Consider the following 23,396-nt stretch of genomic DNA (forward strand, 5'->3'; position numbering starts at 1 on the left):
TCACTATGAAATCAGAAGCGATCCATAAAGAAAAGATCCCATTCCAAGTTTGGATACTGACACTCGCAGCTTTTGCCATCGGCACCGCTGAGTTTGTTATTGCAGGCATCCTTCCACAAATTGCCACATCCCTTTCGATCACCGAAGGTCAAGCCGGATACCTAATCAGTGCTTACGCATTGGCTATCGTTATTGGTGGCCCGATCTTAACCATCTACCTCGCACGTTTTAACAAGAAGATGGTACTGATTGGCTTAATGGCACTGTTCATCATCGGTAATGTCTTATCAGCCCTTGCTCCTAGCTACCCACTTCTACTTGCCAGCCGTGTTATCGCAGGCTTAGTGCAAGGCCCTTTTTATGGTATCGGTGCGGTTGTTGCAACCAACTTAGTGTCTGAAAAAATGGCAGGTCGTGCCGTTGGCCAAATGTTCGCAGGCTTAACACTCGCTAACGTTCTTGGCGTTCCAGCTGGTACATGGGTCAGCTTGCAATTCGGCTGGCACACTACTTTCTTTACCGTGGCAGCACTTGGCACTATCGCGATGCTTGCCATTTTGATATCGATTAAATCGACAGGTCACAGTGAAGCGAAAGACATCAAAACTCAGCTTCTAGCGTTCAAAAACCCAATGCTGCTGATCAGCTTGGCAATCACTGCTTTTGCTTGGTCTGGCTTCATGACGCTATACGGATACCTTGCGCCAATCGCTATGCACATCACCGGCTACGGTCAAGAGTCTGTTACTTGGATCTTAGTGATTGTGGGTGTCGGCTTAATCATCGGTAACACCTTGGGCGGACGCTCTTCAGATAAAAACCTAGGCAAAGCTTCAATGTTTTGGGCCGTTGCAATGATCGTGTCATTGGTTGTAGTTGGCCTTGTGGTAGACAACAAAATCCTCTTCGTTGCAGCTGCATTTGTCTTTGGTATTGCATCATTTGCGAACGTCCCTGCCATGCAACTTCGAGTAATGAACCACGGTGGCGAAGGCCAAGAGCTAGCAGCAACTGCGAATATCTCAGCGTTTAACTTAGCCAATGCCTTTGGTGGATTCCTTGGCGGCATGGTACTCGACAGCCAACTAGGCGCAGGCATGATTCCATTCGCAGCCGTTGTTGTCCCAGTGATTGGTTTGCTGCTTATCGCCAAAGCCAACCGAGCGGGCAAGCCACAAAGCAACTCTATTTTCAGCCCAGCAGAAAGCAAATAACGCGACTTCTCGCCCCAATACAAAACGAAAGATCACAGCATTAAAACAAGGTAGAAACCATGAAAAAATTATTTGAAAAATCAGAACTGAAAGGCCTAGAACTGCAAAATCGCGTGGTTATGGCACCCATGACACGCGCTCGCACTAGCCAACCTGGAAACGTGCCCAACGACATGATGGCGACTTATTACCAACAACGAGCAAGTGCAGGACTTATCATCACTGAAGCCACACAAATTTCAGATGACTCTCAAGGTTACTCATTCACACCCGGCGTTTATACCGATGCGCAAATCGAAGGTTGGAAATCAGTCACCACAGCAGCAAAAGAGCAAGGTGCCGCGATCTTCTGCCAACTATGGCACGTAGGCCGAGTATCACACCCTACCTTTCAAAAAGGCGAGTTGCCGATTGCACCTTCAGCACTGGCACCCATAGAAACGCAGGTTTGGATCTCTGATGAGAATGGTAACGGCAACATGGTGGATTGCATCCAACCAAGAGAGATGACCCAAGCAGACATCGATCGTGTTGTTCAAGATTTTGCTAACTCAGCGAAAAAAGCAGTCGAGGCAGGGTTCAACGGAGTGGAAATACACGGTGGCAATGGCTACCTGATTGATCAGTTCCTAAGAACCAACTCAAACAAACGCACCGACAACTACGGCGGTAGCCGCGAGAACCGACTTCGCTTCCTAATCGAAGTGGTTGATGCTGTGATTGAAGAGATAGGTGCCGATAAAGTAGGTGTGCGCTTGGCGCCGTTCATCACCTTCAAAGACATGAACTGCCCATATATCGTACCAACGATTTTAGAGGCATCGAAGGCACTTCAAGATCGAGACATCGCTTACCTGCACCTATCAGAAGCCGACTGGGATGATGCTCCAGTTATCCCTGAAAGCTTCCGTGTCGAACTAAGAGCCTTGTTCTCTAACACCATCATCGTTGCCGGCAGCTACACACCACAACGCGCCGAAGAAGTACTAAGCAAAGGCTACGCCGATCTCGTCGCATTTGGTCGCCCATTCGTTGCTAACCCAGATCTAGTTTCACGCCTACAAAACGGCAGCGAACTATCAGAACTTGATGGCGCCACTCTGTTCGGCGGCAACGAAAAAGGCTACATCGATTATCCAGTGTTGTAGTGAATCTTAAATTGATAGAACTGCCTTAGATTTTCCTTCAGGCAAAAGAAAGGCTCGCATGACTAGTGCGAGCCTAATGCAGTTTAGGGGGTAAACCACAATCTGATATTAATCTGGGACTAATTATTTAACTTATGAGCCATTATGCACTTGTGCGCATTGATCTTCTATTTTTAAATGATTCACTGCAATTAATCAATCGATAAAAGTTAGCGTTTGGTCAATTTAAACCACATAGATAACAGTGGTTTAGTTAGTGATGTCTAGAAAACCATCATAAAACCCATAAAAATCAGATCTATAAGCTTCTCATTTGCCAGTAGCCTTCACCATTAGTGGCGAGTTGGCTGTGTAAATAATCGAGCGTATCTGCGACCGTTCCCGCAATGCCTTGGGGAGGATTGAACAACAGTAAACCACTGCCGATCAGGCGATCATCCCCCTTAGGATCACGAAGGCGAAGTTCCGACTTAATCGGGCTTGGCAGCAAACCATCTTTCACTGCAGTTATACAGTGGTTCAAAATCAGTGAGCTCTTGTCATCCGTGTAGAGCGGGTACCAAATTAGTGCAGATACCTTCTCAGATTGCTGATACGCCTTAACCAAGGCATCAATCACCGCGAGATATTCAGAATCGGTTTCATAGGGCGGGTCGATAACAATCAGGTGATGGTTGTCGTGTTTTGCTATGTCGTCAGGCAGTGCTTTCAAGCCATCGCCAGCGGTAATGGTGAGCTTACTTGAAACATCAAGATCGCGTTGCAGCTTCTCAATGTTGGTTTGTAATAAGTCGGCTTCATCTTGCTGAATGTCTGAAAAATAGAAGCTATCTTGGCTGCGGCCTTGTTGGTAGGTGATGGCTGCAGAACCCGGATAGAGAGAGATAAGTTGGTTCGGATTGTAGTATTCCAGCACCGACATAAAAGAAGCGAATGCCGGAGGAAGATAAGCCTTGTTTCGCCACAAGTACCCAACCCCTTCAGCAAACTCACCAGCATGATTACTTGGTGCAGTGTTGAGGTCATAACACCCTGTACCAGAGTGCGTGTCGATAACATTGAGGCGTGAATGTTGCTGCATTAATGACCGAACAAGTGCACTCAATACTGGATGCTTTAGCGCATCACCATGGTCGCCTACATGACATTGATGTCGATATTCCATTCCCTTGCCTCATTTCTACGAACGTCATCTAAACATACTTCATATCATGAGGGCTTGCCTGCTCAATCCATCGTTTTTTGAAATAGGCTCTCTTTTCTGTAACTGTTTGACTCTTATAAAAAATAAAGCCCCTCGTTTTACTATAAACGAAGGGCTTTGTTGACGTTACTGACTAAGTTGTACTGTTAACCAATAGATAACCTAAGGGTACTCACCCTCAACTTCTACCGGCGCTTTCACTTGGTAGTGACAAGGCTGTAGACCAAGTAACTTAGGCAGTGTGATACCTACTGAAACTGAAGACCACGTACCGCTGACAATACCTACAACCAGTGCAATCGCGAAACCTTGCAGCGCAGCGCCACCAAGTAGCCAAAGCGCAGATACGGTGATTAGGGTTGTACCTGAGGTCACCATGGTGCGTGAGAAGGTCGCTTTAACCGATTCGTTAAGCAGGTTATCAGTGTCACCATTTGGATTACCACGCAGCATTTCACGAACACGGTCGGCAATGATGATCGAGTCATTCAATGAATAACCTAAAATCGCCAACACAGCCGCTAACACAGTCAGGTTGAACTCGAACTGAGTAAAAGCGAACAGACCCAAGATAAGCGTCACGTCATAGATGATTGCGGCTAGGGCGCCGAGTGCTAAACGCCATTCAAAACGTACACTCAGGTACAGCATGATCATTAGGAAACACACCAATACCGCTAAGCCACCTTGGTCAACCATGTCTTGACCGACTTGAGGGCCAACCACGCTGCTGTTAAGCACTTTTACTTGGTCGCTGACAGAAGACAAAGCATCCACTAAGTTTGGCTGTGGAGCATCTGTCAGTTGGCTATAACGGATTGTCCAGCGATCCTGTTCTGCCATACCAACCACTTGCACGTCTTGTTGGAAAGCTGTATCAAGTTTTGTTTTTAACGCATCTTTGGTGACTTGATCAGAGAGCTGAACCTCGGCAACCACACCACCTGTGAAGTCCAAGCCCCAGTTAAAACCTTTCACCGCCACCAGCATCACAGAGCTCATGAACAGCACAATAGATATCGCAGACATCACCTTACGAAGGCGAGTCATATTCTTATCCGAAATATAGCTATTTGAAAAATAGCGGTCTGAAATAGTCATTTTTGAAGTACTCATGCTTAAATCCTTACATCGTGGCGTTGGTCACGCCCCCAAACCAAATTGATGATCGCTCGTGAAGCAAAAATGCCCGTGAACATACTGGTTAGAAGACCTAAGCCTAGAGTCAGAGCGAAGCCCTGAATCGGTCCATTACCAATGGTGTATAGAGCCACAGCAACGATCATGGTGGTGACGTTAGCATCGAAAATTGACGAGAATGCGCTATCGAAACCACGATCGATAGAGCTAGCAAAGCTGCGCCCTTCTTTCATCTTGTCTCGAATACGCTCGAAGATAAGCACGTTAGTGTCTACCGCCATACCGACGGTCAGTACCAAGCCCGCAATACCCGGCAGAGTTAACACCGCACCCGGTAGCAAGGCAATCAAACCAAACAACGTGGTCATGTTAACCACCAATGCACAGTTCGCGACCCAACCAAGGCGGCGGTACCATAGCGCCATAAACGTGAGAGTCAGACCAAGGCCAAGAGCCAAAGCAGCAAAGCCATTCGTTACGTTTTCAGCACCCAGAGATGGGCCAATAGTACGCTCTTCAATGATGGTAACAGGCGCTGTTAATGAACCGGCACGTAGCAATAGAGCAAGCTCTTGTGCTTCTGCCATGCTGCCTGCACCAGTGATTCTGAAGCGGCTACCCAGTTGAGATTGGATGTTCGCCACACTGATTACTTCGCTGGTTTTTTCGCTGTTACCGGCTCTGTCACGGCTGTATTCGCTGTAAACGGTCGCCATTGGCTTGCCGATGTTATGGCGAGAAAACTCAGACATTTTCTTACCACCAGAAGAATCAAGCGTGATGTTTACTTCTGCACTGCCCATTTCACCAATGCCACTGCGTGCATCGATAATGTATTCACCGCTCAGCACTGCTTTGCGAGCAACCACTACGCGATTACCATCTGAATCTTTCAGAGTTTGAGTATTGCGCGTTGCGTTGTCGTACACAGAGTAGAACGCTAATGAAGCCGTAGCACCAATCACGTCTTTCGCAGCTGCAGGGTCTTGTACACCCGGTAATTCGATACGGATACGGCTTTCACCTTGGCGTTGAATCGATGCCTCAGTGATGCCTAGCTCTTCAATACGGCTGCGCATGATCTGCAGGTTTTGTTGAACCGTTAGATTACGTAGCGTTCTTTGCTCTTCTTCAGACTGAGTTAACGTTAGCGATTTATCTGAACGGTCACGTTGCCATTGTGGGAACTCTTCGCGAATCAGTTTCTGTGCTTTCTCGAAATCGGCATCAGTACGGAAGTTAAACTCAACTTGGTTGTTCACCACTTTACCGCGTGCATAACGCACTTGGCTGGTGATTTCATCGACTACAGATTGCGCTTGTGCGTGGTAAACCGGTTCCATGTCTACTTCTAACAGGAACTGCACACCACCACGTAAATCAAGGCCTAGCTGAATCGGTGCGAAGCCCATGTCAGTCAGCCATTTCGGAGCTGCTGGCTCCATCGCTAGCGCAACCGTCGCGTTGTCCAATAGGCGCTCATTCAGCACCTCTTTAGCCTTCGCTTGTTGTTCTGCGTCTTCCAAGATTACGACTAAACGTTGGTCTTTTTGAAATGCCGATTTGGCTTGAATGCCTTCGCTCGCAAGGTATTGGGTAATTTGGCTAGCATCGATGGTCTGTTCAGAACGGTTGCTAATTTGAACCGAGGCGTTCTCGCCATACCAAGAAGGTAAAGCACTCAGAACCATAACGATGATAGTGGCGATAAGCACCACGTATTTCCACTTTGAGTAGTGGTTGATTTGTTTTCTTGGAATGCGTTTTTTCACAGTCAAGATCTCTTCTTTTTACCAATCACAGTAAATAAGTGCTCGAAAATAGCGTAGGAAAAACGCAGTGATCGAGCATTTTAACCAGCGAGGGTGACCAGTTATTTACTACGATTGGTATAACTAATGTTTTGCGAACACGATCGATAGCTGAAACCAGAACAAGCTGATTGAAAGATAGTGATGCTAAAGCTGATGTCGCTATGTTTGTCTTGGTTAACTGGCGAGCTCAATGGGCACGAGGCGACCATCGATACGACCAATTTAGGGTCAAACGATTAGCTAAGAAGTTCTCGGAAATGCGAGTATTGGATGTTGCCCTCTTTCCACCCAGAAAGCCGGGAGGACGGAGAACTCACAATACTGGTCCAGTGCAGCTTGGAATCCAACAACGGCGTGTTGAAGAGCAGGGAAGCCAGTATTGAGGGGGGAGAGAAGTCAATCAGTAGATGATAAGCAGGCTCAAGATCGGCCACGCTTTCTTGCTCGTTACTGAGCATACGTCTGAAGTTTGCTGCTTGAAGGCTTGATTCGGTGTCGTGATAGTTAGAACTGTCACCAGAAGGCACGGTGCCAAACTGAGCCTTATCGCACTCTAAGTAGCTCGACGGATTATCCGTATCAGCTTGTTTACAAAGATCATTCTGTGAAGATTGCTCTTGAGCCGAGTATATTTGAAATGGCTTAGAAGGAAACGAATAGCCGTTAGAATTCACTAAGCCAAAGCTCAGTAAAAACAACATTAAGACTAATCGGGTACCCAGTTTAAGCAATCTAATATCCAAACAACATTCTCGTAGATCGTCAATCTACAATACAAATGAAACGCTGTCTTGATTTAAAACATTTTTTTAGAAAATGATACGATGCAACCGATTAAGCGATCTCAAAATTTAGATTTACATAGATCTAAAACGGCTTAACAACAGGTGAGGCATAGACGTTATGAATGGTGGGAAAACAAGAAAGCCAAGCGGTGCTCGCTTGGCTTTGAGTTGTCTCTTTCTGTTGGTTTCAAGCTTTAGGCTTTAGGCTTTAGGCTTTAGGCTTTAGGACGCATGATGTTCTTAACCTTACGGCTATCTTCACCAAAGATGCGTTGGACAAGTTGATTCATGTCTTCCGCAGTAATCGACCTCGCCACTCGCTCAACTTGAGACAAAGCTTCGATATCGTAACCATGAAGTAAATAACGAGACAGATACCATGCTTGGTCAATAGAGCTCGTCTCGAGAGGCGTGAAGTCCGCTTCAAACTGTTTCACGACTGCGTGCATTTCCTTTTCAGAGACGCCTTGTAAAAGGTCTGCAATCACTTTATCGATCGCCACTTCAACTTGGTCAACGTTCTCCGGCGCTACCATCGCCCCGATAACCCACTCACCACTCAGCTCACTATCTGCGGATGCTGAATACGCATATGGCGAGTAATCTAAGCTCAACTCTTCACGAATATAGGTATCTAAACGAGTCGCCAGCAAGCGCTGCAGCAAGTCTTCCATGAAAACATCTTTTGCCGACATTTTAACTTCAACGCTAGGCTCAGAGATAACTCGTAGGATGTACTCTGCACTATTCACATTGTTGATCGCTAAATCAATGCGTGATTCAGATGGCTGCTTGTAAGCCACCTTAAATTCAGGAACCTCAGCTTTTTCTAATGGAATCGAAGCCAAGTATTGCTCAACCAAAGGCTTTAATTCACTTGGGTCGATGTCACCCACGATCACCAATTGGTTATGCCTCATTTGACCAAACAATTGCTGATGAAGATTAGCGACGTCTTCCACAGAAACCGCTTCAACACGTTCTTTATCAACAAAGAGGTGGCCACTGTCTTGACGATAGATATTCTGGTTTCTTGCGCGCTCAAACTGACCGACAGGGCTGCTCAAGAAAGATTCTTGACCTTGTACAAACTCCTGTTTCACTGCCTCTAACTGCTCGGGAACAATTTTAGGCGCAGTTATGAAGGTATAAAGCGCAGCAAACGTATCTTTAAGTCCGTCTTTATTGATATTAAATTCAATACCATGACGAGTATTACCAATGAAAGAATCGGCGCTAATATTTTCACGATCAAAGTACGCTAAAAGCTCAGAGCCCGTAAACTCACCGACACCACTTCGAGCGAAGGTAGGTAACGCAACCTCAACAGCTGGGTACAAGCTCGGATCCAAAGCGGCTTTTCCGCCGAGGCTCATGTACATCACCCCAACATCATCACCTGCCTCATAATCACGCAGGTACCACATGTCGATGCCATTGCTTAACGTCCACTTTTGGATGTATGGGTCAATAGACATTTGTTCAGCAAGTACAACCTCGCCTTGCGAGCTAGGTACAGCAAAAGCGCTGGCTGTTCCAATCGCAAGCGGCGCAACTCCCGCCTCGCTATACGTGGCTTTTAAACTATCGAGAGAGTTGATGATCGCGGTTCTGTCTTCGGAGTCATCCATCCCAATAACAATAAAGTAATCATCAGAAAGTAGATTCTTGATGTTGTCGTTAATCACTTCAAGGCTCAAGTTAGCGATGAAAGCTTCCAAGCTTGCTTGATAATCTTTCTGTGATTGGACGATTCGATCTGTGACTAACGCACTCACTTTGTAATTCGCGTGTTCAACACTGTCCATTTTATCCCAGTTATGCTCGATGTTATCCAGCAAGTCTTGGTAGTAGTACAGTTCGCCAGCAATATCCGTTTCCGAAACACCAAAATCACGCAATGATGCCAATGTAGAAAGCAGATCTTGTTGGATAACTTCACGGTCTCCAGCCGGAAACCCAACACTTATTGACGAATAGTAAAAAGCGCCCATTCGATAACTATCAGATGCAATCCATTGAGTCGGGAACGCGGCATCATTGAACACCGCTTCTAATCGTCGTTGAATCAATTGCTGAGCGGTTTCATCTAACCTGCGTTGATTCTGCTGAGCATGATTTTCAACTATATTTGAACCGCGGTTAAACGTCAGAGTGATGCTTGGCGCTTCTCTTCCTGCGTACTCAACATAATCATCTTCATTGAATGAGGTCGTTTTCTGTTTCTCTGGTCTCGGCGTATCGCCACGCTCCCAGCTAGAAAACTTTTCTTCAATAAGTGGAATCACAGTTTTGATGTCCACATCACCAGAAACGACCAGCTCAACTATTTGAGGTTGATACCAAGTCTGATAAAAGTTGGTGATGCCTTGAGGAGTAGCATTCACGATCGACGATTTAGTCCCTAATGCATCTTGCGATTCGTACGGGCCGCCTTCAACGAAGTAATCATAATATATATCTCCGAATGACTTATCATCGAGGCGAGCCATACGGAACTCACCAAGAACCACGCCTTTTTCTTTTTCGACTTCTGAACTTGATAGATCCAGGCCATCACCAATGTCACGCATCCACGTCAAAGCAGACTGCAATTGGATGTTATCTGGCAAATCTAACTGGTAGACCGTCTCTTCATAAGAAGTGTAGGCATTAATATCAGCACCAAAGCTAGCGCCTGCGTCTTCGAATAGACGAATCACATCATTTTGAGAGAAATTCTTACTGCCATTGAATGCCATGTGTTCCAAAAAGTGCGCGTAGCCTTCTTGTTGAGAAGTCTCTTGAATCGAACCGGCGTGCACGACTAAACGAACAGATACGGATTCTTCATGATCTGGATAAACATGATAAGTAAGGCCATTTTCTAGTTGGCCTGAAGTCCATGCCGGATCCGGCTGGATTGGCGTTTCGGTAGTTTTTGATGTTGAGCTACAGCCAACTAAGGTGAGGCATAGAGCCGTCGCTAAATAATATGTTTTCATAACAACCTCTTAATGTCATTCATCGACAATATACAGATTGAGCTAACGATTATTATTTAATATTGAACCTGATGAGTACCTTTGTGATCTAGATCTTTATTTTATAAATCATAAATCGTTATGTAAGATCGCTGTGCTCATTTAAAGTGGTGTTTTGATAAGAGCCTAATACATCGATTTTAGACTCGCTAACTACATCTATTTAAAATCAATAAGCTACATAAATTTCAGCCAGTTCTCTACATACCCTTAAACAACGCTTGCGAGGCACGGCTGATCGGTAGCTTTTCCCCTGACACATACGCCGACATCTGACCTGAGAGCCCTTTCTTCACCTTATCAATGGCGGAAACTTTCACTACCACTGAACGGTGGATTTGCCAAAACTCATCAGGATTGAGTTGCGCTATCAACTCTTTTAGTGACACGCGAAGAATATACTCCTCTAGCGATCCCCCTTGACCCTTCTTAAATATAGACACGTACTTGTCTTCTGCTTTGAAGTAAGCGACATCATCGACGGCGATTAGGTGAATGTCTTCCCCTACACTGGCTTTGAGCCATGTGAGATACTTTTTCTGCGATAGATAAGGAGGCTGCGTTTGCTGTGACGTCGACTGGGATAGTTGTTGAAGCTGAACCATTAACGCCGTGATATCGGGCTGTTCTGGCGTGGTACCTGTTTGTGTTTGATTGCTCGACAGACGCGCTTGCACTTTCTGACATGTGGCCAGTAAACGCTCTTCATTGATTGGCTTAAGCAGGTAGTCCATCGCATTGTGATCAAAAGCTTTGACCGCGTATTCGTCATAAGCCGTGATAAACACAATCAATGGCGGTGAATCTAACTTGTTGAGTTGTTTCGCCAGAGAGATACCATCCAGTTCCGGCATACGAATATCGAGAAAAGCCACGTCGGGCTTAAGCTGCTGAATACTCTGCATCGCCTCCAAACCGTTTTGTGCTTTACTGACGATTTCTAACTCCGGCCAAACCTCAGCAAGGCTCTTGTCTAAGTGGTGCCTTAACAGTGCTTCATCGTCTGCGATTATCGCCGTTACGCTCGGCTGTACTGTTGGGTTGTTCATGGTTAGTCCTTTAAATTCACACTGTAAATCGTCTATTTTGCGTCACTGTTCGGTGTTTTCTGATCTGTAATTCTAGGCGGCTGCCTCAGTCAACGGTAACAAGATCGTCGAGACTACCCCGCCTTCAGCGTGTTCAGTAATCGTTAGGCTCGCCTTATCACCATACAGGGTTTCGATTCTTTGACGAATATTGCTTAACCCAACACCGTGACCCGTATTCGCAGAAGGCGTTTTCAACCCAGCGCCATTATCAGCCACTTCAATTTTTAGCTGCTGTGCTTGTTGAGTAATACGAATATTCACTTGGCCACCAGCGGCTTTGGGCTCGATGCCGTGCGTGAGTGCATTCTCGACCAAAGGTTGAATCAAGAACGGTGGAATCACCTGCAAATCGCTAATCTCGTGTGTTTCAATCGAGAACGTTAAGCGCTCACCCAAGCGTATCTTTTGGATATTAAGATAAGCGTCTAACAAGTCGACCTCTTGTGCGATGGTCGATTGTTCAGTGCGGCTGTTTTTCAGAGTTACACGCAATAAGTCAGTCAGTTTTTCGAGCATCAACTTGGCTTTCGCGCTGTCACTCTCAATCAATACATTGATGGTCGCAAGCGTGTTGAACAGGAAGTGCGGCTCAATTTGGCTTTGCAGCTGTTTTAACTGGCTAAGTACAACGACCTTTTCTTGATCAGATTGGCGACGCTTCGCCACCTCTAATTCATTATCGGCACGTAGCTGCTGCTCTCTTGTGTAGAAATAGTAATAACAAACGGAACAAAAGATCACACCAAGCAGAATCACAGACTTAAGATCGGAAAGGTTAGAGCCGAAAAAGCCGTTCAACCAATAGTGTGCATTCAAGGTACCAAGGGTCATTGCAATCACCATTGATACCCCTACATCAAATGCCTTTGATTTCCTTTTGAATAGTTCAACCAACACAAACGAAGAGCCAACTGCGCTGTAGCCAAAGCCAAAACTGATTGCCAGGTTAACCGTTAATCCGCCGCCCCAAATCGTATGGGTTGTAATCGCAATAAGAACACAAAATAGCGTGGTGAACGCGAAACTCTTAATCCATGAAAATCGACTGTTTGAAGAAGTGTCCATTAAAATCGTCCTTTGATATTTAAGAGAATCATATGACTATCGGGTAAACTGGCGTAAGCAGAATCACTTTTACCACCTAGAAAGCGTGCAGCAAGTTCCAAATCCAACGATGAATTGCCATTATCTAAAGCCTGATAATTGAGCCACTGAGTCGCAATAAAACCGCCATCTTGAGGAGACAACATGACATCGAATGTTGGCGTGATATCTTCAAGCCAGCCATGTGTCGAATCCAGAGACCAATGAAACATGATGTTGTGTTGAACCAAATTGGCGTGCTGATAACCTTGAGCATAAGAACCGGCCAACGAAGATGTCATCGGATTAACCGACAAAGACTCTGCACTTTCTATCGCGCTTTGCCACTCAGAATGACTCCACGCTCGGCTATCAAACCAGTATTCCAGCACCACATTATGGCCCGTGTCATTGGCCCATGTTAATCCTGCCAACGCTTGATAAGCCTCGCCCTGCTCTTCTAGATAAACCGGTTTATGCAGTGAGTTAGGCTGGCTGTAACCCAAACTTTGTCGCTGATAAACCATCGAACCGTGAAACTCCCACGCGAGATTTAATACCGACACCAAGCTCGCTCCAAGCAAGCCGTGGCGTACATCGTCGTAATAAGCGATCCATTGATATTCGTGGTCGCCAACCAGATTGTAACGACGTATCCCAAAGCCTTGTTGCTGATTCTGCTTTTCGAATTCATTTACGTCTTGGGAAGTCCATGACGAATCGCTGTAAAGCAGTGTCCATTCGCCCGTCATATCGAACAGTGACGCCGAGGCAACACCTGCGCCCTCTTCTGCGACAATGCCCACTGGGTTTTGTCGATAAGGTTTGATGATGTCTAACGGTCGATAGCCATAGCCCACGCCCCAATCCAAACGAACCTTGCCAAGCGTGACATCAAGATAGTGGTCACCGAACGCTGAATTAGACAGTTCAACACCACCTTGCCAAAACAGCTCGCGCACAATGAATTCCGATTCAAAGCTCGCCTCATTCCCCTGTGGATCGTTGCTCAAAATATCGTTGGCTTTAACTGCGAACAGACCAAGCCAATTGTTATATCCAACCTCTAGATCCAGCAAGCCATTTAAAGACTGACGATTATCAGACGCTAAAGGGCTAAATGGTGACTCTCTCGATTCAATCACTTCTGCACTGAGTTGCCAATCCCACGCCAAGCTCAGGTCGTCCGCTTGAATCGTGTTACTCACACAAGACAAAGCAAGCAAAGTAGCGATTGAAGGCTTTATGTGGAATCGGCAATTGGAAGCTTTCATGACGCTCACCTACAGCCCAGACACGCTGTTACGCGATAAGTAAGCAGGGTTGTAGTATTTGTCAGCCAAGGCTTGTTCACTCACCTCGCGGTACTCAATCACGGTTTTCTTACTCGGCTGAATCTTATCGAGCAAGGTCATCGACACCACTGTTGGTAATCCATCACGCACGCCTTCAGTAAACCAAGCTTGTTTCGCCAGTTTTCCAGAACGCAGATACAGATCCGCTTTAACTGGGAATGCACGGTCTGCTGTTAACCACAGATCAATCGACTGGTAACTCGCCCCCTTGGTTTTCGCCGTTAGCTTTAGATGATAAGTATCGAGTGTCTCGCCAGTCGACCTCTCAACCTGTTGCTCGGCAACCCACTTACCTTGGTAATCTTCGCTCCAAGTGAGCGTCGAAATGTCCCCTACCGAAGCTTCACCCAAGAGTTTCTGCATTGGTGTGATTCGGATAGGTCGGCGCGATTTCGGCATCAGTAACCAATAGTTGTCCTCTATCATCAGCATCTTTTGACCCGCCTCGACCGCCGACTTGAACACGACCAGCGACTCTCGGTTTGGTCTTGTGTAGACGTTGTATTCGCGGGTTTTGTCTAGTTGCTCGTCTTGATATAGCGCGACCAGAGAAACCACTTTAGACGCCTGTTCGCTGTTCAAGCGATAGCTATCCGCCTTGGCGATCATCTCTGTGACTTGTTGTGAATCGACTGCCCAGCTTGGTGTCGATGCTAGAACCAAAACCAATACAGAACCTAAAACAGTGAGTGAACGAGTAAATTTATACATAAACCAGCGCCTCCGTGATTGGCTTATTTACGCCTTTGCGAGCAGAGAAATAAGCGGCTAGCAAACATATCGTCAACACACCTAAAGTGGCGTAACCAACTAATTCCAATGAGAAGTAAATGTTGAGTGGGTAACCCTCGGTTCTGCCGGGAGGTGGTGGCATTTGGATATCCACCACCAGCAATAACACCGACACGAAGCCACTCACTAACGCGCCGATCGCGCTGCCAATCACAGCCAACAATCCCGCCTCTTTTAAGAAACCTGCGACGATTTCAGACGGGTAACTGCCTAGTGTCGACAAGGTGCCAATTTCACGAGTACGCTCGGTCACCGACATGGTCATGGTGTTAAACAACGACACAAACACTACCAATGCCATCACCGCGCCCATGATGCCGAAGATACGGTCGTAAAGATCTTTCACCTTGGTGTAGAAAAACGCGCGATCTTGCCACGGGGTGATCTCGATCTCTGTGCCTTGATCGCTTTGGCTCGCACTATTTCGATCTAAAGCTGTTTGGATACGCTGTTGAACGGTCGAGGTCTTGCTTGTTTCAAATAGAAACACCGACAAGGTACTGACTTTGTCTGACGCTAAAAGCTCTTGGGCAGTGGTGATGTGTACGTATAACTGACGCTTATCCAGCTCAGGCACTCCTGTCGAGTAAATACCCTGCACCTTAAAATCAAAAGCGTTCAATGCGCCGTCACTGGTAGTCGCGAGCAGTGTCACCCAATCGCCAACGGCAACTTTGAGATTACGAGCAAGGTCAGTTCCCAGCATCACTTGTGGCTCTTGGCTGTCGTATCTTGGCGATTTCACATCCGAGAGGGTCTGACCGCTGCGCACATCTAAGAAAGGACCTTTCATGTCGAACTCACGCTCATTGACACCCGTTCCCATAAAAATGGTCGATTTGCTGCCGTTAGAAACCAAGCCGCTAAAATAGACCCTAGGCTGCACACCACGCACGTCGCTGTCGCCAATAATGCTCTTGGTTAGGGCTTGAACATTGTCTAGACCATTGCTCAGCGGCATGTCTTCATCTTGCTCAAAATATCCCGGCGTACTCAAAGTAAGATGACCAGTATCGCGCGCGGTCGATTCACGCAGAGATTCATAGGTATAAAGCCCATAACCTCCAGCCGAGGTCAGCGCAAATACGGCAATTGCGATGATCAATACCGAAAGCAGACTACGGCGACCATTTCTCAATAAATTAAGCCACGCCAAACGCACCGAGGTAGGAAGCAAAAAAGTGCTCATTCTTTGTGTTAACTTGCCCATGAGATCGCCTCCATTGCTGTGGCTTGTAGTGCCAGTTGTCCATCGATAAGTTCAATCACTCGGTCACAACGCTGCGCCATTCTTGGGTCGTGCGTTGCGACAATAAAAGTCGTGCCCATTTCGTGGCCAAGCTCTTTCATAATGTCGATCACCAGGTTGGCGGTGTGACTGTCTAGGCTTGCAGTCGGCTCATCAGCAATCACTAAGCTTGGGTTGTGGATCAGCGCTCTGGCTATCGCGACACGTTGTTGCTGGCCACCTGAAAGATTGTCTGGGCGATGATGTACATATTCGCCTAGCCCAACACGCTCTAACATGTCTTGTGCTCTGGTCTGCTGTTCTTGTTTCGAACATTGGTTCAACATCAATGGATAAGCGACGTTTTCTAGCGCGGTCATTACAGGAACCAGATTGAAGCGCTGAAATACAAAACCCAACGACTGACGGCGAAAGCGTGCAGCGGCGATTTGCTCTGTCGGATACGGTTGGCCATCAATATTGATCTGTCCTCGATAGCTCATATCCAACAAACCAAGAATATTCAAAAGTGTGCTTTTTCCAGAACCCGACGGGCCACACAACGCCACCATTTCACCGCGCTGGATATGGCCATCGACCCCGTTTAATGCATCAACACGTTGACCGCCTGTGACATATGCTTTGCCGATATCTTTAAATTCAATCATCCCGTTTTCCTCTGATTACTAACCAACTGTTTAGCTTCCATGCCCTTTATTTCGCTTTCGCTATTAGGGCCTTCGCAGTCATCGTTTCGATGTTGTCGGCATCGGCCGTTTCCATTTGCTCTAGCCACGCTTGTGCTTGCGTTAGGTCTTCAGCACGAATCGATGCCTCAATCGCATAACGGTAAATCCACGATGTCACAGCGAAATGCTGTTGCTGGAAAGCATCTTCAGCCAATAGCGAGAGGAACAGGTCATAACCACGATCGAAATGATTAAACATGTCTGGCAGAGAGGTGTAAGTAACGGCGGCCATAGCGCGAGTCAAGTAAGAATCTGGCAGCCCTTGAACACGGGGTTGTTCATGAATTGGTTGGTCTTCGTCTTTCAGCAGCACCAGTGATTTATCAATGGTTGATAAGCCTCTCTCCACATACTTCATCTTGTTCCAAGGTAAGAACGCATCACGCCCCATCAGGGTTTCTGTGCTTCCTAAATAAACTAAAGTCAGTGGCGTAGCGCCGTCTTGTTGCAGCGTGTCATTAAGGCGTTCATAAGCCACCTCAACCAAGTCTTCATTGCCTTGCGCCGCTTGGTTGTAGATATCGAGCACGTCTGAACTCGGGTTCGCTAAAGCTAACGACGGTGCAAACGAAACAAGAGCAATCAGCAATGAACGCTTAAGCACAGAAGTTGTAGAGCCTGAATTAAATGAGTGTGAAGTAGTCATGATTTCTAATCCCTTTCAAATGTTGACGTTGAAAGGTTAACTAGAATTTGTCGTGCAGTTTTACCAATGCGACGAATGGTAATTATAAGGAGTGAATGGTTGAGAGGCGGTGTGAGTGGGGTCTCAACCTTATAGGAACTAGACGAACACTATTCGCATAATTAGCCATAGTTACCTCCCCCTCTAACTCCCCCTCAATCTGGGTTCATCAATATCTCTAGATCTTTAGCAGAGGGGGAGAACTTTCTTTAGCACTGAACATATATCGACACTTTTAACGATCGATGTTCTATTCCTCCCCTCTCCACGATCAGCAAGGGATCTACATATGAATCAAGGGGAGGCTAGGAGGGGATTTATTTTGGATTAACGCACTCGGCAGAGCTCAAACCAAAAAAATAGCCGCTAATCCGCGGCTATTTTTAGTTATCTAAACGAAGTTCCTATTACTTCGATCTTTCTACTTCTTTGTCTCTTCAACCACGGCTTTCATCAATACTGATGTATCCATGCGGCCTTGTCCTTCGGCAGACAGTGCCTTGTAGGCGTTGTTGGTCTTTTCAGTCAGTGGAAGCTGGATGCCTTGGCGCTCAGCTTCATCTAGACAGAAACCTAAGTCTTTGATCATCCAATCAATTGCAAAGCCAAAATCGAACTTGTCTTGTGCCATTGTGGTAGCGCGGTTCTCCATCTGCCATGAGCCAGCAGCGCCGTTTTTAAGGCAATCAACCAGAGTTGGGATATCCAAACCTGATTTTTCAGCAAGCACTAAGCCTTCAGATAAGCCATTCAACACTCCTGCAATGCAGATCTGGTTAACCATTTTCGCGCGTTGGCCTTGGCCGACTTTACCCATAAGAACTGACGACTTACCGTAAGCTTCGAACACAGGTTGAAGGTCGTTGAAAAGCGCTTGTTCGCCACCACACATGATGGTTAGCACGCCATTTTCTGCGCCCGCTTGGCCACCAGATACAGGTGCATCCATAAAGCGAATACCGGCTTGCTTCGCTGCCACTTCAAGCTCTTCAGACAGAACTGCAGACGTTGTAGTGTGATCGACAAGAATCGCGTTTGGCTTCATCGCTGCCAATGCGCCTGTTTCGCTGGTTGTCATGCTGCGTACGTCGTCATCGTTGCCCACACAAACCAATACCACGTCAGCTTCCGCTACACATTCAGCCACAGATTCTGCCGCTTTACCTTGGTGTTTATCAGCCCAGTCTAGCGCTTTACTGTGAGTGCGGTTAAATACCGTTACTTCAAAACCGGCTTTGACTAGATGGCCTGCCATTGGGAAACCCATAACGCCTAGCCCGATAAAACTTACTTTCATTTCTTTCTCCTTTTATTTGACCAAACCATCGCTATGAAAAGATCGAACACTCTCAATCAATGCATCAATAAGCAGGGTCAAAGCCTTTGGCTGATATTTTCTTTCTTTGTACACTAAATACGCTTGGCGATCACCCCGATGATACTCAGGGAGTACTTAAATCAGATTCATGTCGGGATAAGACGAACAATATAATGAAGTTCAGCGATAAATCGCGACCAGAGAACGCTTTGTCAGCCGTACATTATGGAACGATGATCAAGGAAAATCAGGTATAACGTTCATAAAAAAACCGAGCACTAGGCTCGGTTTTTTGTATTCTACATTTACTCACAAGAGCAAAGCTATCAATTATAGATTGATATTACAGCTCAGCGTTGTGGTAAACCTGCTGAACGTCATCACAGTCGTCAAGCATGTCTAAGAACTTCTGGAATTTCTCAGAATCTTCTTCAGCTACTGGCGTAGTTGTTTGAGGAACGAAAGTGATTTCCTCAACGTCTAGCGTTAGCTCTGGGAACGCAGTGTTTAGTGCAGTCTTCGTTTTGAAGAACTCAGTCGTTGGAGCGAATACAGTGATTACACCGTCTTCTAGCTCAACGTCAGTCACGTCTACGTCTTCCATCATAAGCGTTTCTAGGATGATCTCGTCATCTTCGCCTTTGAACTGGAATACAGCTTGGTGAGCGAACATGTGAGAAACAGTACCTTCAACACCGATTTTCGCGCCAGTCTTAACGAAACATTGGCGAACGTCTTGGAAAGTACGGTTGCCGTTGTCAGTTAGACAGTCAACGATTACGCTTGTGCCACCTGGGCCAAAACCTTCGTAGCGAGCTGGTTGGAAGTCTTCACCGCCGCCGCCGTTCGCTTTATCGATCGCTTTTTCGATAACGTGTGCTGGTACTTGGTCTTTCTTCGCTTTAGCAATCAGGTGCTTAAGAGGTAGGTTCATGTCTGGGTCAGAGCTGCCGTTCTTAGCCAGTACGTAAATCTCTTTACCGTATTTAGAATAAACTTTAATTTTTGCGCCTGCAGTTTTCGCCATTGAGGCCTTGCGCACTTCAAAACTTCTTCCCATCGGGATCTTCTCTCTGATTCAATTAACGGTGCAAATTCTAGCAAATTACTGTGTCATTTCAATTCTACAGCACTGCTGGGCAAGGTTTGTCTGCGTTTATGCGACACCCATTACCCGTTTGTATTTTTCTACAGACTGATCAAACCAAGCCTTTTCTTCTGGGTCACCTAGCTTCATTGCTTCTTCAACAATGGCTTCAGGGCCACATTTCGCTTGCTTCAGTTTCCATACAAGAAACGATGCTTGCTTATCCAGTTCGATTTTATTTTTCTCGCTGGGTGGAAGGAGTGAAAGGTTGATAGACATTGCTAGCCTTCGTCTGTAATACACTTGGCCGAGAAATATATCATAGAGCAGCCTCATAAAACCAATACTATGAGTAACAGAAAGGGTTTATGAGACCCGAAACCAAGCAAGTCACTGATGCAGGTCAAGCTAGGTTTGGAAAGAGTGTTCAACCAACGAGCAACAACAAACAAAAAAATACGTTTTACAATATACCGTTGTAACTAATAGGGCTTGTGTCTATACCAATATCTTTACGAATTTCATTAATCAACAATAATGCAAGCTGCCGAACCTCTATCCATTCATAGTTTGATTTGCCATGAGAAACTAATAATAGATGATCAATAAGCTTATCCTGTGCGTCCATTACCCCTTGAGGAGCTAACATTCCGAGATAACCATAGAGCTTCAAACGATCTTTATTAAAACTTTCGAGAGCATGTTTAGCCTCTTCTGGGGATAACGTTCTAGAGTAATGGGCATCAAACGCAGCAAGCATTTCAGATACCGTATCCATGACCATACGGTATATAACGGTTTTGTCTGTATGGAGATTAATTAGTTTGTTTTTAGCCAGATCCAAATCTACCTTCGTAGCTTCTAGATCCTCAGCAAGTTTATGTCTTTCTTCGTCTAGGATCCTTTGAGCCCAAACCTTTCCTAGCCAACTCGACAAACCAAAAATAATGACGCCCGCAGACCCAACAGAGGCTAAGAAACCTGTCGAAATTTTAAAGATGCTTTCCCAATCCATCAAATACCCTGTTTTAATAAAAGAGGTTAGATGAGTAGCATAACATTATTTAATAATATCAATTAGTAATACATAATTTACTATGTTAAAAACAAATATCTTTTCTATTGAAATGAAGATTACTCTGACTTAGCGCCAGCCCGTGTAATTTGCTCCAGACACAAAAAAACACCAACATTCACCCTGAACATTGGCAGCTTTTAACATAGAAACGGGAGTGAAAGCCTAAGCCCTACTCAGGCAACAGATAGCGCGTGCTTCGGCCGCCAGAACCAGATTTAACTAAGCAGCCATGCTCAAGCAAAGCGTTCAAATGACGTGTTGCAGTGGCACTACTTACCTTTGCTACCTTTTTATATTGACTAGCATTTATACCTTCTGAAAAATCACCATCGAGCATCCTATTCAACACTTTTACTTGCTCTGCCGTAAGCTTGGTTTGGTCGATGCTACGCCAATAGTTGGTCTTATATATAGTTTGGTCGACCTCAGCGAAAACCCCTGTAAACGTCTCGTCTAACGTATCTAAGAACCACATCAACCATTCGCTAATATCGAGTCCCCCTTTCTGGGTTCGCTCCAATATCTCGTAGTAATGCTTGCGGTTAGCGAGAATTCCCACCGACATCGCATAGAAGCGTACCGACTGCTGCTCGGCCTGTGCTAACGCCAAGTCGGTCAACAATCGAGTAAGACGGCCATTACCATCATCTAACGGGTGTAAGGTGATAAACCAAAGGTGAGTGATTGCGGCTCGCAATAGAGGATCGAGTGTGGCGTCGGTAAGTGAATCATTAAACCATGTGATAAACGCATCTAGCTCAGCATCAAGAATGTCTCGGCTAGGCGCTTCAAAATGTACGGTCGGACGGTCAATTCTTCCCGATACCACTTGCATGGGAGTGTCGCCTCTTAGCTGACCTCCGACTACAGGGTTAAACATGGCGTAACCTTGAGGAAACAGTCTATCGTGCCAATGTAAAATCCGATCAAGCGCTAGTGGCTCTGTTAGGTTCTGCACCGCATCCAACATAATTTCAGCCAGGCCATCGGTTTGTTCTGTCGTAGGAAAAGGTCGCTCTTCACTGACACCGAGTTTGTTGGCTAAAGAAGATCGGACCGAGAAAGCATTAAGCTTTTCTCCCTCAATCGCACTGGAATGGACAATGTTCGCTAATAAAGTGTCGAGCATGGTTTGGGTTTGGTCTGTGGATTGAGAGGTTATCTTGCCCAATAGGATGCCTTGATTAAGACGTACCTCTCTTAACCTCACGCCTATTTTCTGATTATCCCAAACAAAGTTTGGCCAATTATCTTGCTGCCAAATCCACATATTACGCCCCATGAGGTGAAAGTATCACTTATTCAACTCATACTATGAGCCGTTTAAGGCAATTATTCAACTCACATTATGAGCCGAATAATGAGTTAATCGCATCACAGAGGTTGCAAGAGTAACTCCTAACCTACAAAACTATTCACTCACCGCGAACACATCGCAGCGTGAGGCGCAGATGAAGTCATTTTTGTGCAGGCCTTTGATTGAGTGGCTCCACCAAGTGACGGTGACTTTGCCCCACTCCAATAAGATCGAAGGATGGTGGAACTCTTCTTCTGCCAGTTCTGACACTATGTTGCTGAATGCCCATGCTTGCTTGTAGTTCTTAAACTTGAACACCTTCTCAAGCTGCGGGATGCCGTCTCTTTCGATGATCTGCCAGTCTGACAACTCCAACAGTAAAGATTGTTGTTCATCTTCACTTAGGGCAATCGCGTCGATACTGCAGGCTTCGCATTTTTGTTCATTCAACATGTGTTGGTTCCTTGGGTTCAAAAAGTGGTGGTAGTAACCCCGCATCGATGGCGAGATCAGCTTGCTGTAATAGGTTTTCCTGACTGATTTTAAAGAGCTCAGATAGCTCGTCGATCACGTAATATTTCGGCTGCATGATGTCGATACGATAAGGCGTTCTTAAAACCGTTTGCAGATCGAACCGCTCGCGAACGGCCAAATCCCCTCCCAACGCATACATAGTTTCCGCTGGAGACGAAAGAATGCCACCGCCATAGATTTTCAGTTGTTGGCCTTCTTTTACTAAACCGAACTCAACCGTAAACCAATACAAACGGGCAAGATAAGCGCGCTGTTTAGATGTGGCGGCTTGGCCTAGTTTTCCATAATGCTCAGTGAAAGCCGCGAAATCGGCATTAGTGAGCATGGCACAATGGCCGAAAATTTCATGAAAGAAATCAGGTTCTTGTAAGTAATCGAACTCGTCTCGCGTTCTCAGAAATGTCGCAACTGGGAATTTCTTATTGGCGAGCAAATCAAAGAATCGGTCGAAATCGATCAATGCAGGCACAGGCTGAACTTGCCAACCGGTTGTTTCCATTAGCACTTTATTTATCTCTGGCAGCTGGGGAACTCTGTCTAATGGTAGATCCAGCAAGGTCAGACCGTGCAAATAGGCATCGCAAGCGCGGTCACTAATGACGTCCAGTTGCCTTTTCACCAAGTCGTGCCAAATGGCATCTTCTTCGAGGCTCCACTCAACCCATCCCTCTTGGCTCACGGGCTTAGAATGATATTGAGTCATTACACACCTCCTTTCGAATGTCTCACTTTAAGCCTATCTCCACTCCTTATAAGCGCCAATTTGCGCGA

General features: G+C 46.0%; 21 protein-coding genes and 1 pseudogene. 2 read left to right on the forward strand and 20 right to left on the reverse strand.

Going from position 1 to position 23,396, the window contains the following annotated elements; all coding sequences use genetic code 11:
* The first annotated feature begins 5 nt into the window (after positions 1-5).
* Together AB6D93_RS18365 and AB6D93_RS18370 are read left to right on the forward strand one after the other, a co-directional pair.
* Positions 6-1,214 carry an MFS transporter gene (locus AB6D93_RS18365; RefSeq protein WP_065583950.1) on the forward strand — a complete coding sequence of 403 codons (1,209 nt, stop codon included), beginning with the start codon at positions 6-8 and terminating at the stop codon, positions 1,212-1,214.
* A 59-nt stretch (positions 1,215-1,273) separates the two neighbouring features.
* The gene (locus AB6D93_RS18370; RefSeq protein ID WP_102332308.1) at positions 1,274-2,362 is read left to right on the forward strand and encodes an alkene reductase; all 1,089 of its coding nucleotides are present in this window, start codon (positions 1,274-1,276) and stop codon (positions 2,360-2,362) included.
* Positions 2,363-2,660: 298 nt separating this feature from the next.
* Here the strand turns inward: AB6D93_RS18370 and rlmJ are convergent, their stop codons facing one another.
* From rlmJ to phhA, 20 genes and pseudogenes are all read right to left on the reverse strand, one after another.
* On the reverse strand, positions 2,661-3,527 hold the full coding sequence (rlmJ, locus tag AB6D93_RS18375) for a 23S rRNA (adenine(2030)-N(6))-methyltransferase RlmJ (protein ID WP_102332309.1): 867 nt from the start codon (positions 3,525-3,527) through the stop codon (positions 2,661-2,663).
* A gap of 201 nt (positions 3,528-3,728) precedes the next feature.
* Complete coding sequence (secF, locus tag AB6D93_RS18380) at positions 3,729-4,682, reverse strand: protein translocase subunit SecF (protein WP_017061264.1); 954 nt, start codon at positions 4,680-4,682, stop codon at positions 3,729-3,731.
* Positions 4,683-4,684: 2 nt separating this feature from the next.
* Positions 4,685-6,484 carry a protein translocase subunit SecD gene (gene secD, locus AB6D93_RS18385; protein WP_102332310.1) on the reverse strand — a complete coding sequence of 600 codons (1,800 nt, stop codon included), beginning with the start codon at positions 6,482-6,484 and terminating at the stop codon, positions 4,685-4,687.
* A 272-nt stretch (positions 6,485-6,756) separates the two neighbouring features.
* Positions 6,757-7,221 carry a hypothetical protein gene (locus AB6D93_RS18390; protein WP_017072340.1) on the reverse strand — a complete coding sequence of 155 codons (465 nt, stop codon included), beginning with the start codon at positions 7,219-7,221 and terminating at the stop codon, positions 6,757-6,759.
* A 299-nt stretch (positions 7,222-7,520) separates the two neighbouring features.
* Positions 7,521-10,289 carry a pitrilysin family protein gene (locus tag AB6D93_RS18395; protein WP_102332311.1) on the reverse strand — a complete coding sequence of 923 codons (2,769 nt, stop codon included), beginning with the start codon at positions 10,287-10,289 and terminating at the stop codon, positions 7,521-7,523.
* 239 nt (positions 10,290-10,528) lie between these two features.
* The gene (locus AB6D93_RS18400) at positions 10,529-11,377 is read right to left on the reverse strand and encodes a LytTR family DNA-binding domain-containing protein (protein WP_102332312.1); all 849 of its coding nucleotides are present in this window, start codon (positions 11,375-11,377) and stop codon (positions 10,529-10,531) included.
* A gap of 72 nt (positions 11,378-11,449) precedes the next feature.
* A complete protein-coding gene (locus AB6D93_RS18405; RefSeq protein WP_102332313.1) occupies positions 11,450-12,484 on the reverse strand; it encodes a sensor histidine kinase in 1,035 nt (344 codons plus the stop codon).
* Complete coding sequence (locus AB6D93_RS18410; protein ID WP_102332314.1) at positions 12,484-13,776, reverse strand: hypothetical protein; 1,293 nt, start codon at positions 13,774-13,776, stop codon at positions 12,484-12,486. The genes AB6D93_RS18405 and AB6D93_RS18410 overlap by 1 nt, the downstream gene beginning before the upstream one ends.
* Positions 13,777-13,785: 9 nt before the next feature.
* Positions 13,786-14,568, reverse strand: coding sequence for an outer membrane lipoprotein-sorting protein (locus tag AB6D93_RS18415; RefSeq protein ID WP_102332315.1), 783 nt, complete (start codon positions 14,566-14,568; stop codon positions 13,786-13,788).
* Positions 14,561-15,859: an ABC transporter permease gene (locus tag AB6D93_RS18420; protein ID WP_102332316.1), complete on the reverse strand. Its 1,299-nt coding sequence runs from the start codon at positions 15,857-15,859 to the stop codon at positions 14,561-14,563. Before AB6D93_RS18420 ends, AB6D93_RS18415 begins: the two co-directional genes overlap by 8 nt.
* The gene (locus tag AB6D93_RS18425) at positions 15,847-16,545 is read right to left on the reverse strand and encodes an ABC transporter ATP-binding protein (RefSeq protein WP_017065103.1); all 699 of its coding nucleotides are present in this window, start codon (positions 16,543-16,545) and stop codon (positions 15,847-15,849) included. Before AB6D93_RS18425 ends, AB6D93_RS18420 begins: the two co-directional genes overlap by 13 nt.
* Before the next feature lie 46 nt (positions 16,546-16,591).
* Positions 16,592-17,272, reverse strand: a complete 681-nt coding sequence (locus AB6D93_RS18430; RefSeq protein WP_017065104.1) for a hypothetical protein — start codon at positions 17,270-17,272, stop codon at positions 16,592-16,594.
* A 460-nt stretch (positions 17,273-17,732) separates the two neighbouring features.
* Complete coding sequence (locus tag AB6D93_RS18435; RefSeq protein WP_017070192.1) at positions 17,733-18,608, reverse strand: NAD(P)-dependent oxidoreductase; 876 nt, start codon at positions 18,606-18,608, stop codon at positions 17,733-17,735.
* 12 nt (positions 18,609-18,620) lie between these two features.
* A pseudogene (locus AB6D93_RS18440) lies at positions 18,621-18,785 on the reverse strand (LysR family transcriptional regulator); the annotation flags it as partial.
* A 187-nt stretch (positions 18,786-18,972) separates the two neighbouring features.
* On the reverse strand, positions 18,973-19,689 hold the full coding sequence (locus AB6D93_RS18445) for a YebC/PmpR family DNA-binding transcriptional regulator (RefSeq protein ID WP_010432326.1): 717 nt from the start codon (positions 19,687-19,689) through the stop codon (positions 18,973-18,975).
* 96 nt (positions 19,690-19,785) lie between these two features.
* A complete protein-coding gene (locus tag AB6D93_RS18450) occupies positions 19,786-19,995 on the reverse strand; it encodes a DUF3283 family protein (protein ID WP_004732615.1) in 210 nt (69 codons plus the stop codon).
* A 184-nt stretch (positions 19,996-20,179) separates the two neighbouring features.
* Complete coding sequence (locus AB6D93_RS18455) at positions 20,180-20,731, reverse strand: hypothetical protein (RefSeq protein WP_102332317.1); 552 nt, start codon at positions 20,729-20,731, stop codon at positions 20,180-20,182.
* A 232-nt stretch (positions 20,732-20,963) separates the two neighbouring features.
* Entirely contained in the window at positions 20,964-22,064 is a 1,101-nt protein-coding gene (locus AB6D93_RS18460; RefSeq protein WP_102332318.1) for a Fic family protein, read from the reverse strand.
* 141 nt (positions 22,065-22,205) lie between these two features.
* Entirely contained in the window at positions 22,206-22,544 is a 339-nt protein-coding gene (locus AB6D93_RS18465; RefSeq protein WP_017065112.1) for a 4a-hydroxytetrahydrobiopterin dehydratase, read from the reverse strand.
* Positions 22,534-23,328 (reverse strand): phenylalanine 4-monooxygenase, encoded by a 795-nt coding sequence (gene phhA / locus AB6D93_RS18470; RefSeq protein ID WP_017066732.1) that lies wholly within the window; start codon positions 23,326-23,328, stop codon positions 22,534-22,536. Before phhA ends, AB6D93_RS18465 begins: the two co-directional genes overlap by 11 nt.
* Positions 23,329-23,396: the final 68 nt, after the last annotated feature.

This window comes from Vibrio sp. 10N.247.310.23 (genome assembly GCF_041467155.1).
GTDB classification, from domain to species: Bacteria; Pseudomonadota; Gammaproteobacteria; order Enterobacterales; family Vibrionaceae; genus Vibrio; species Vibrio crassostreae_C.

Excerpts from the sequence above, each read along its gene's own strand:
- AB6D93_RS18365 (WP_065583950.1), top strand. The coding sequence starts at position 6 with ATGAAATCAGAAGCGATCCATAAAGAAAAGATCCCATTCCAAGTTTGG.
- AB6D93_RS18370 (WP_102332308.1), top strand. The coding sequence starts at position 1,274 with ATGAAAAAATTATTTGAAAAATCAGAACTGAAAGGCCTAGAACTGCAA.
- rlmJ (WP_102332309.1), bottom strand. The coding sequence starts at position 3,527 with ATGGAATATCGACATCAATGTCATGTAGGCGACCATGGTGATGCGCTA.
- secF (WP_017061264.1), bottom strand. The coding sequence starts at position 4,682 with ATGAGTACTTCAAAAATGACTATTTCAGACCGCTATTTTTCAAATAGC.
- AB6D93_RS18390 (WP_017072340.1), bottom strand. The coding sequence starts at position 7,221 with ATGTTGTTTTTACTGAGCTTTGGCTTAGTGAATTCTAACGGCTATTCG.
- AB6D93_RS18395 (WP_102332311.1), bottom strand. The coding sequence starts at position 10,289 with ATGAAAACATATTATTTAGCGACGGCTCTATGCCTCACCTTAGTTGGC.
- AB6D93_RS18400 (WP_102332312.1), bottom strand. The coding sequence starts at position 11,377 with ATGAACAACCCAACAGTACAGCCGAGCGTAACGGCGATAATCGCAGAC.
- AB6D93_RS18405 (WP_102332313.1), bottom strand. The coding sequence starts at position 12,484 with ATGGACACTTCTTCAAACAGTCGATTTTCATGGATTAAGAGTTTCGCG.
- AB6D93_RS18410 (WP_102332314.1), bottom strand. The coding sequence starts at position 13,776 with ATGAAAGCTTCCAATTGCCGATTCCACATAAAGCCTTCAATCGCTACT.
- AB6D93_RS18415 (WP_102332315.1), bottom strand. The coding sequence starts at position 14,568 with ATGTATAAATTTACTCGTTCACTCACTGTTTTAGGTTCTGTATTGGTT.
- AB6D93_RS18420 (WP_102332316.1), bottom strand. The coding sequence starts at position 15,859 with ATGGGCAAGTTAACACAAAGAATGAGCACTTTTTTGCTTCCTACCTCG.
- AB6D93_RS18425 (WP_017065103.1), bottom strand. The coding sequence starts at position 16,545 with ATGATTGAATTTAAAGATATCGGCAAAGCATATGTCACAGGCGGTCAA.
- AB6D93_RS18430 (WP_017065104.1), bottom strand. The coding sequence starts at position 17,272 with ATGACTACTTCACACTCATTTAATTCAGGCTCTACAACTTCTGTGCTT.
- AB6D93_RS18435 (WP_017070192.1), bottom strand. The coding sequence starts at position 18,608 with ATGAAAGTAAGTTTTATCGGGCTAGGCGTTATGGGTTTCCCAATGGCA.
- AB6D93_RS18445 (WP_010432326.1), bottom strand. The coding sequence starts at position 19,689 with ATGGGAAGAAGTTTTGAAGTGCGCAAGGCCTCAATGGCGAAAACTGCA.
- AB6D93_RS18450 (WP_004732615.1), bottom strand. The coding sequence starts at position 19,995 with ATGTCTATCAACCTTTCACTCCTTCCACCCAGCGAGAAAAATAAAATC.
- AB6D93_RS18455 (WP_102332317.1), bottom strand. The coding sequence starts at position 20,731 with ATGGATTGGGAAAGCATCTTTAAAATTTCGACAGGTTTCTTAGCCTCT.
- AB6D93_RS18460 (WP_102332318.1), bottom strand. The coding sequence starts at position 22,064 with ATGTGGATTTGGCAGCAAGATAATTGGCCAAACTTTGTTTGGGATAAT.
- AB6D93_RS18465 (WP_017065112.1), bottom strand. The coding sequence starts at position 22,544 with ATGTTGAATGAACAAAAATGCGAAGCCTGCAGTATCGACGCGATTGCC.
- phhA (WP_017066732.1), bottom strand. The coding sequence starts at position 23,328 with ATGACTCAATATCATTCTAAGCCCGTGAGCCAAGAGGGATGGGTTGAG.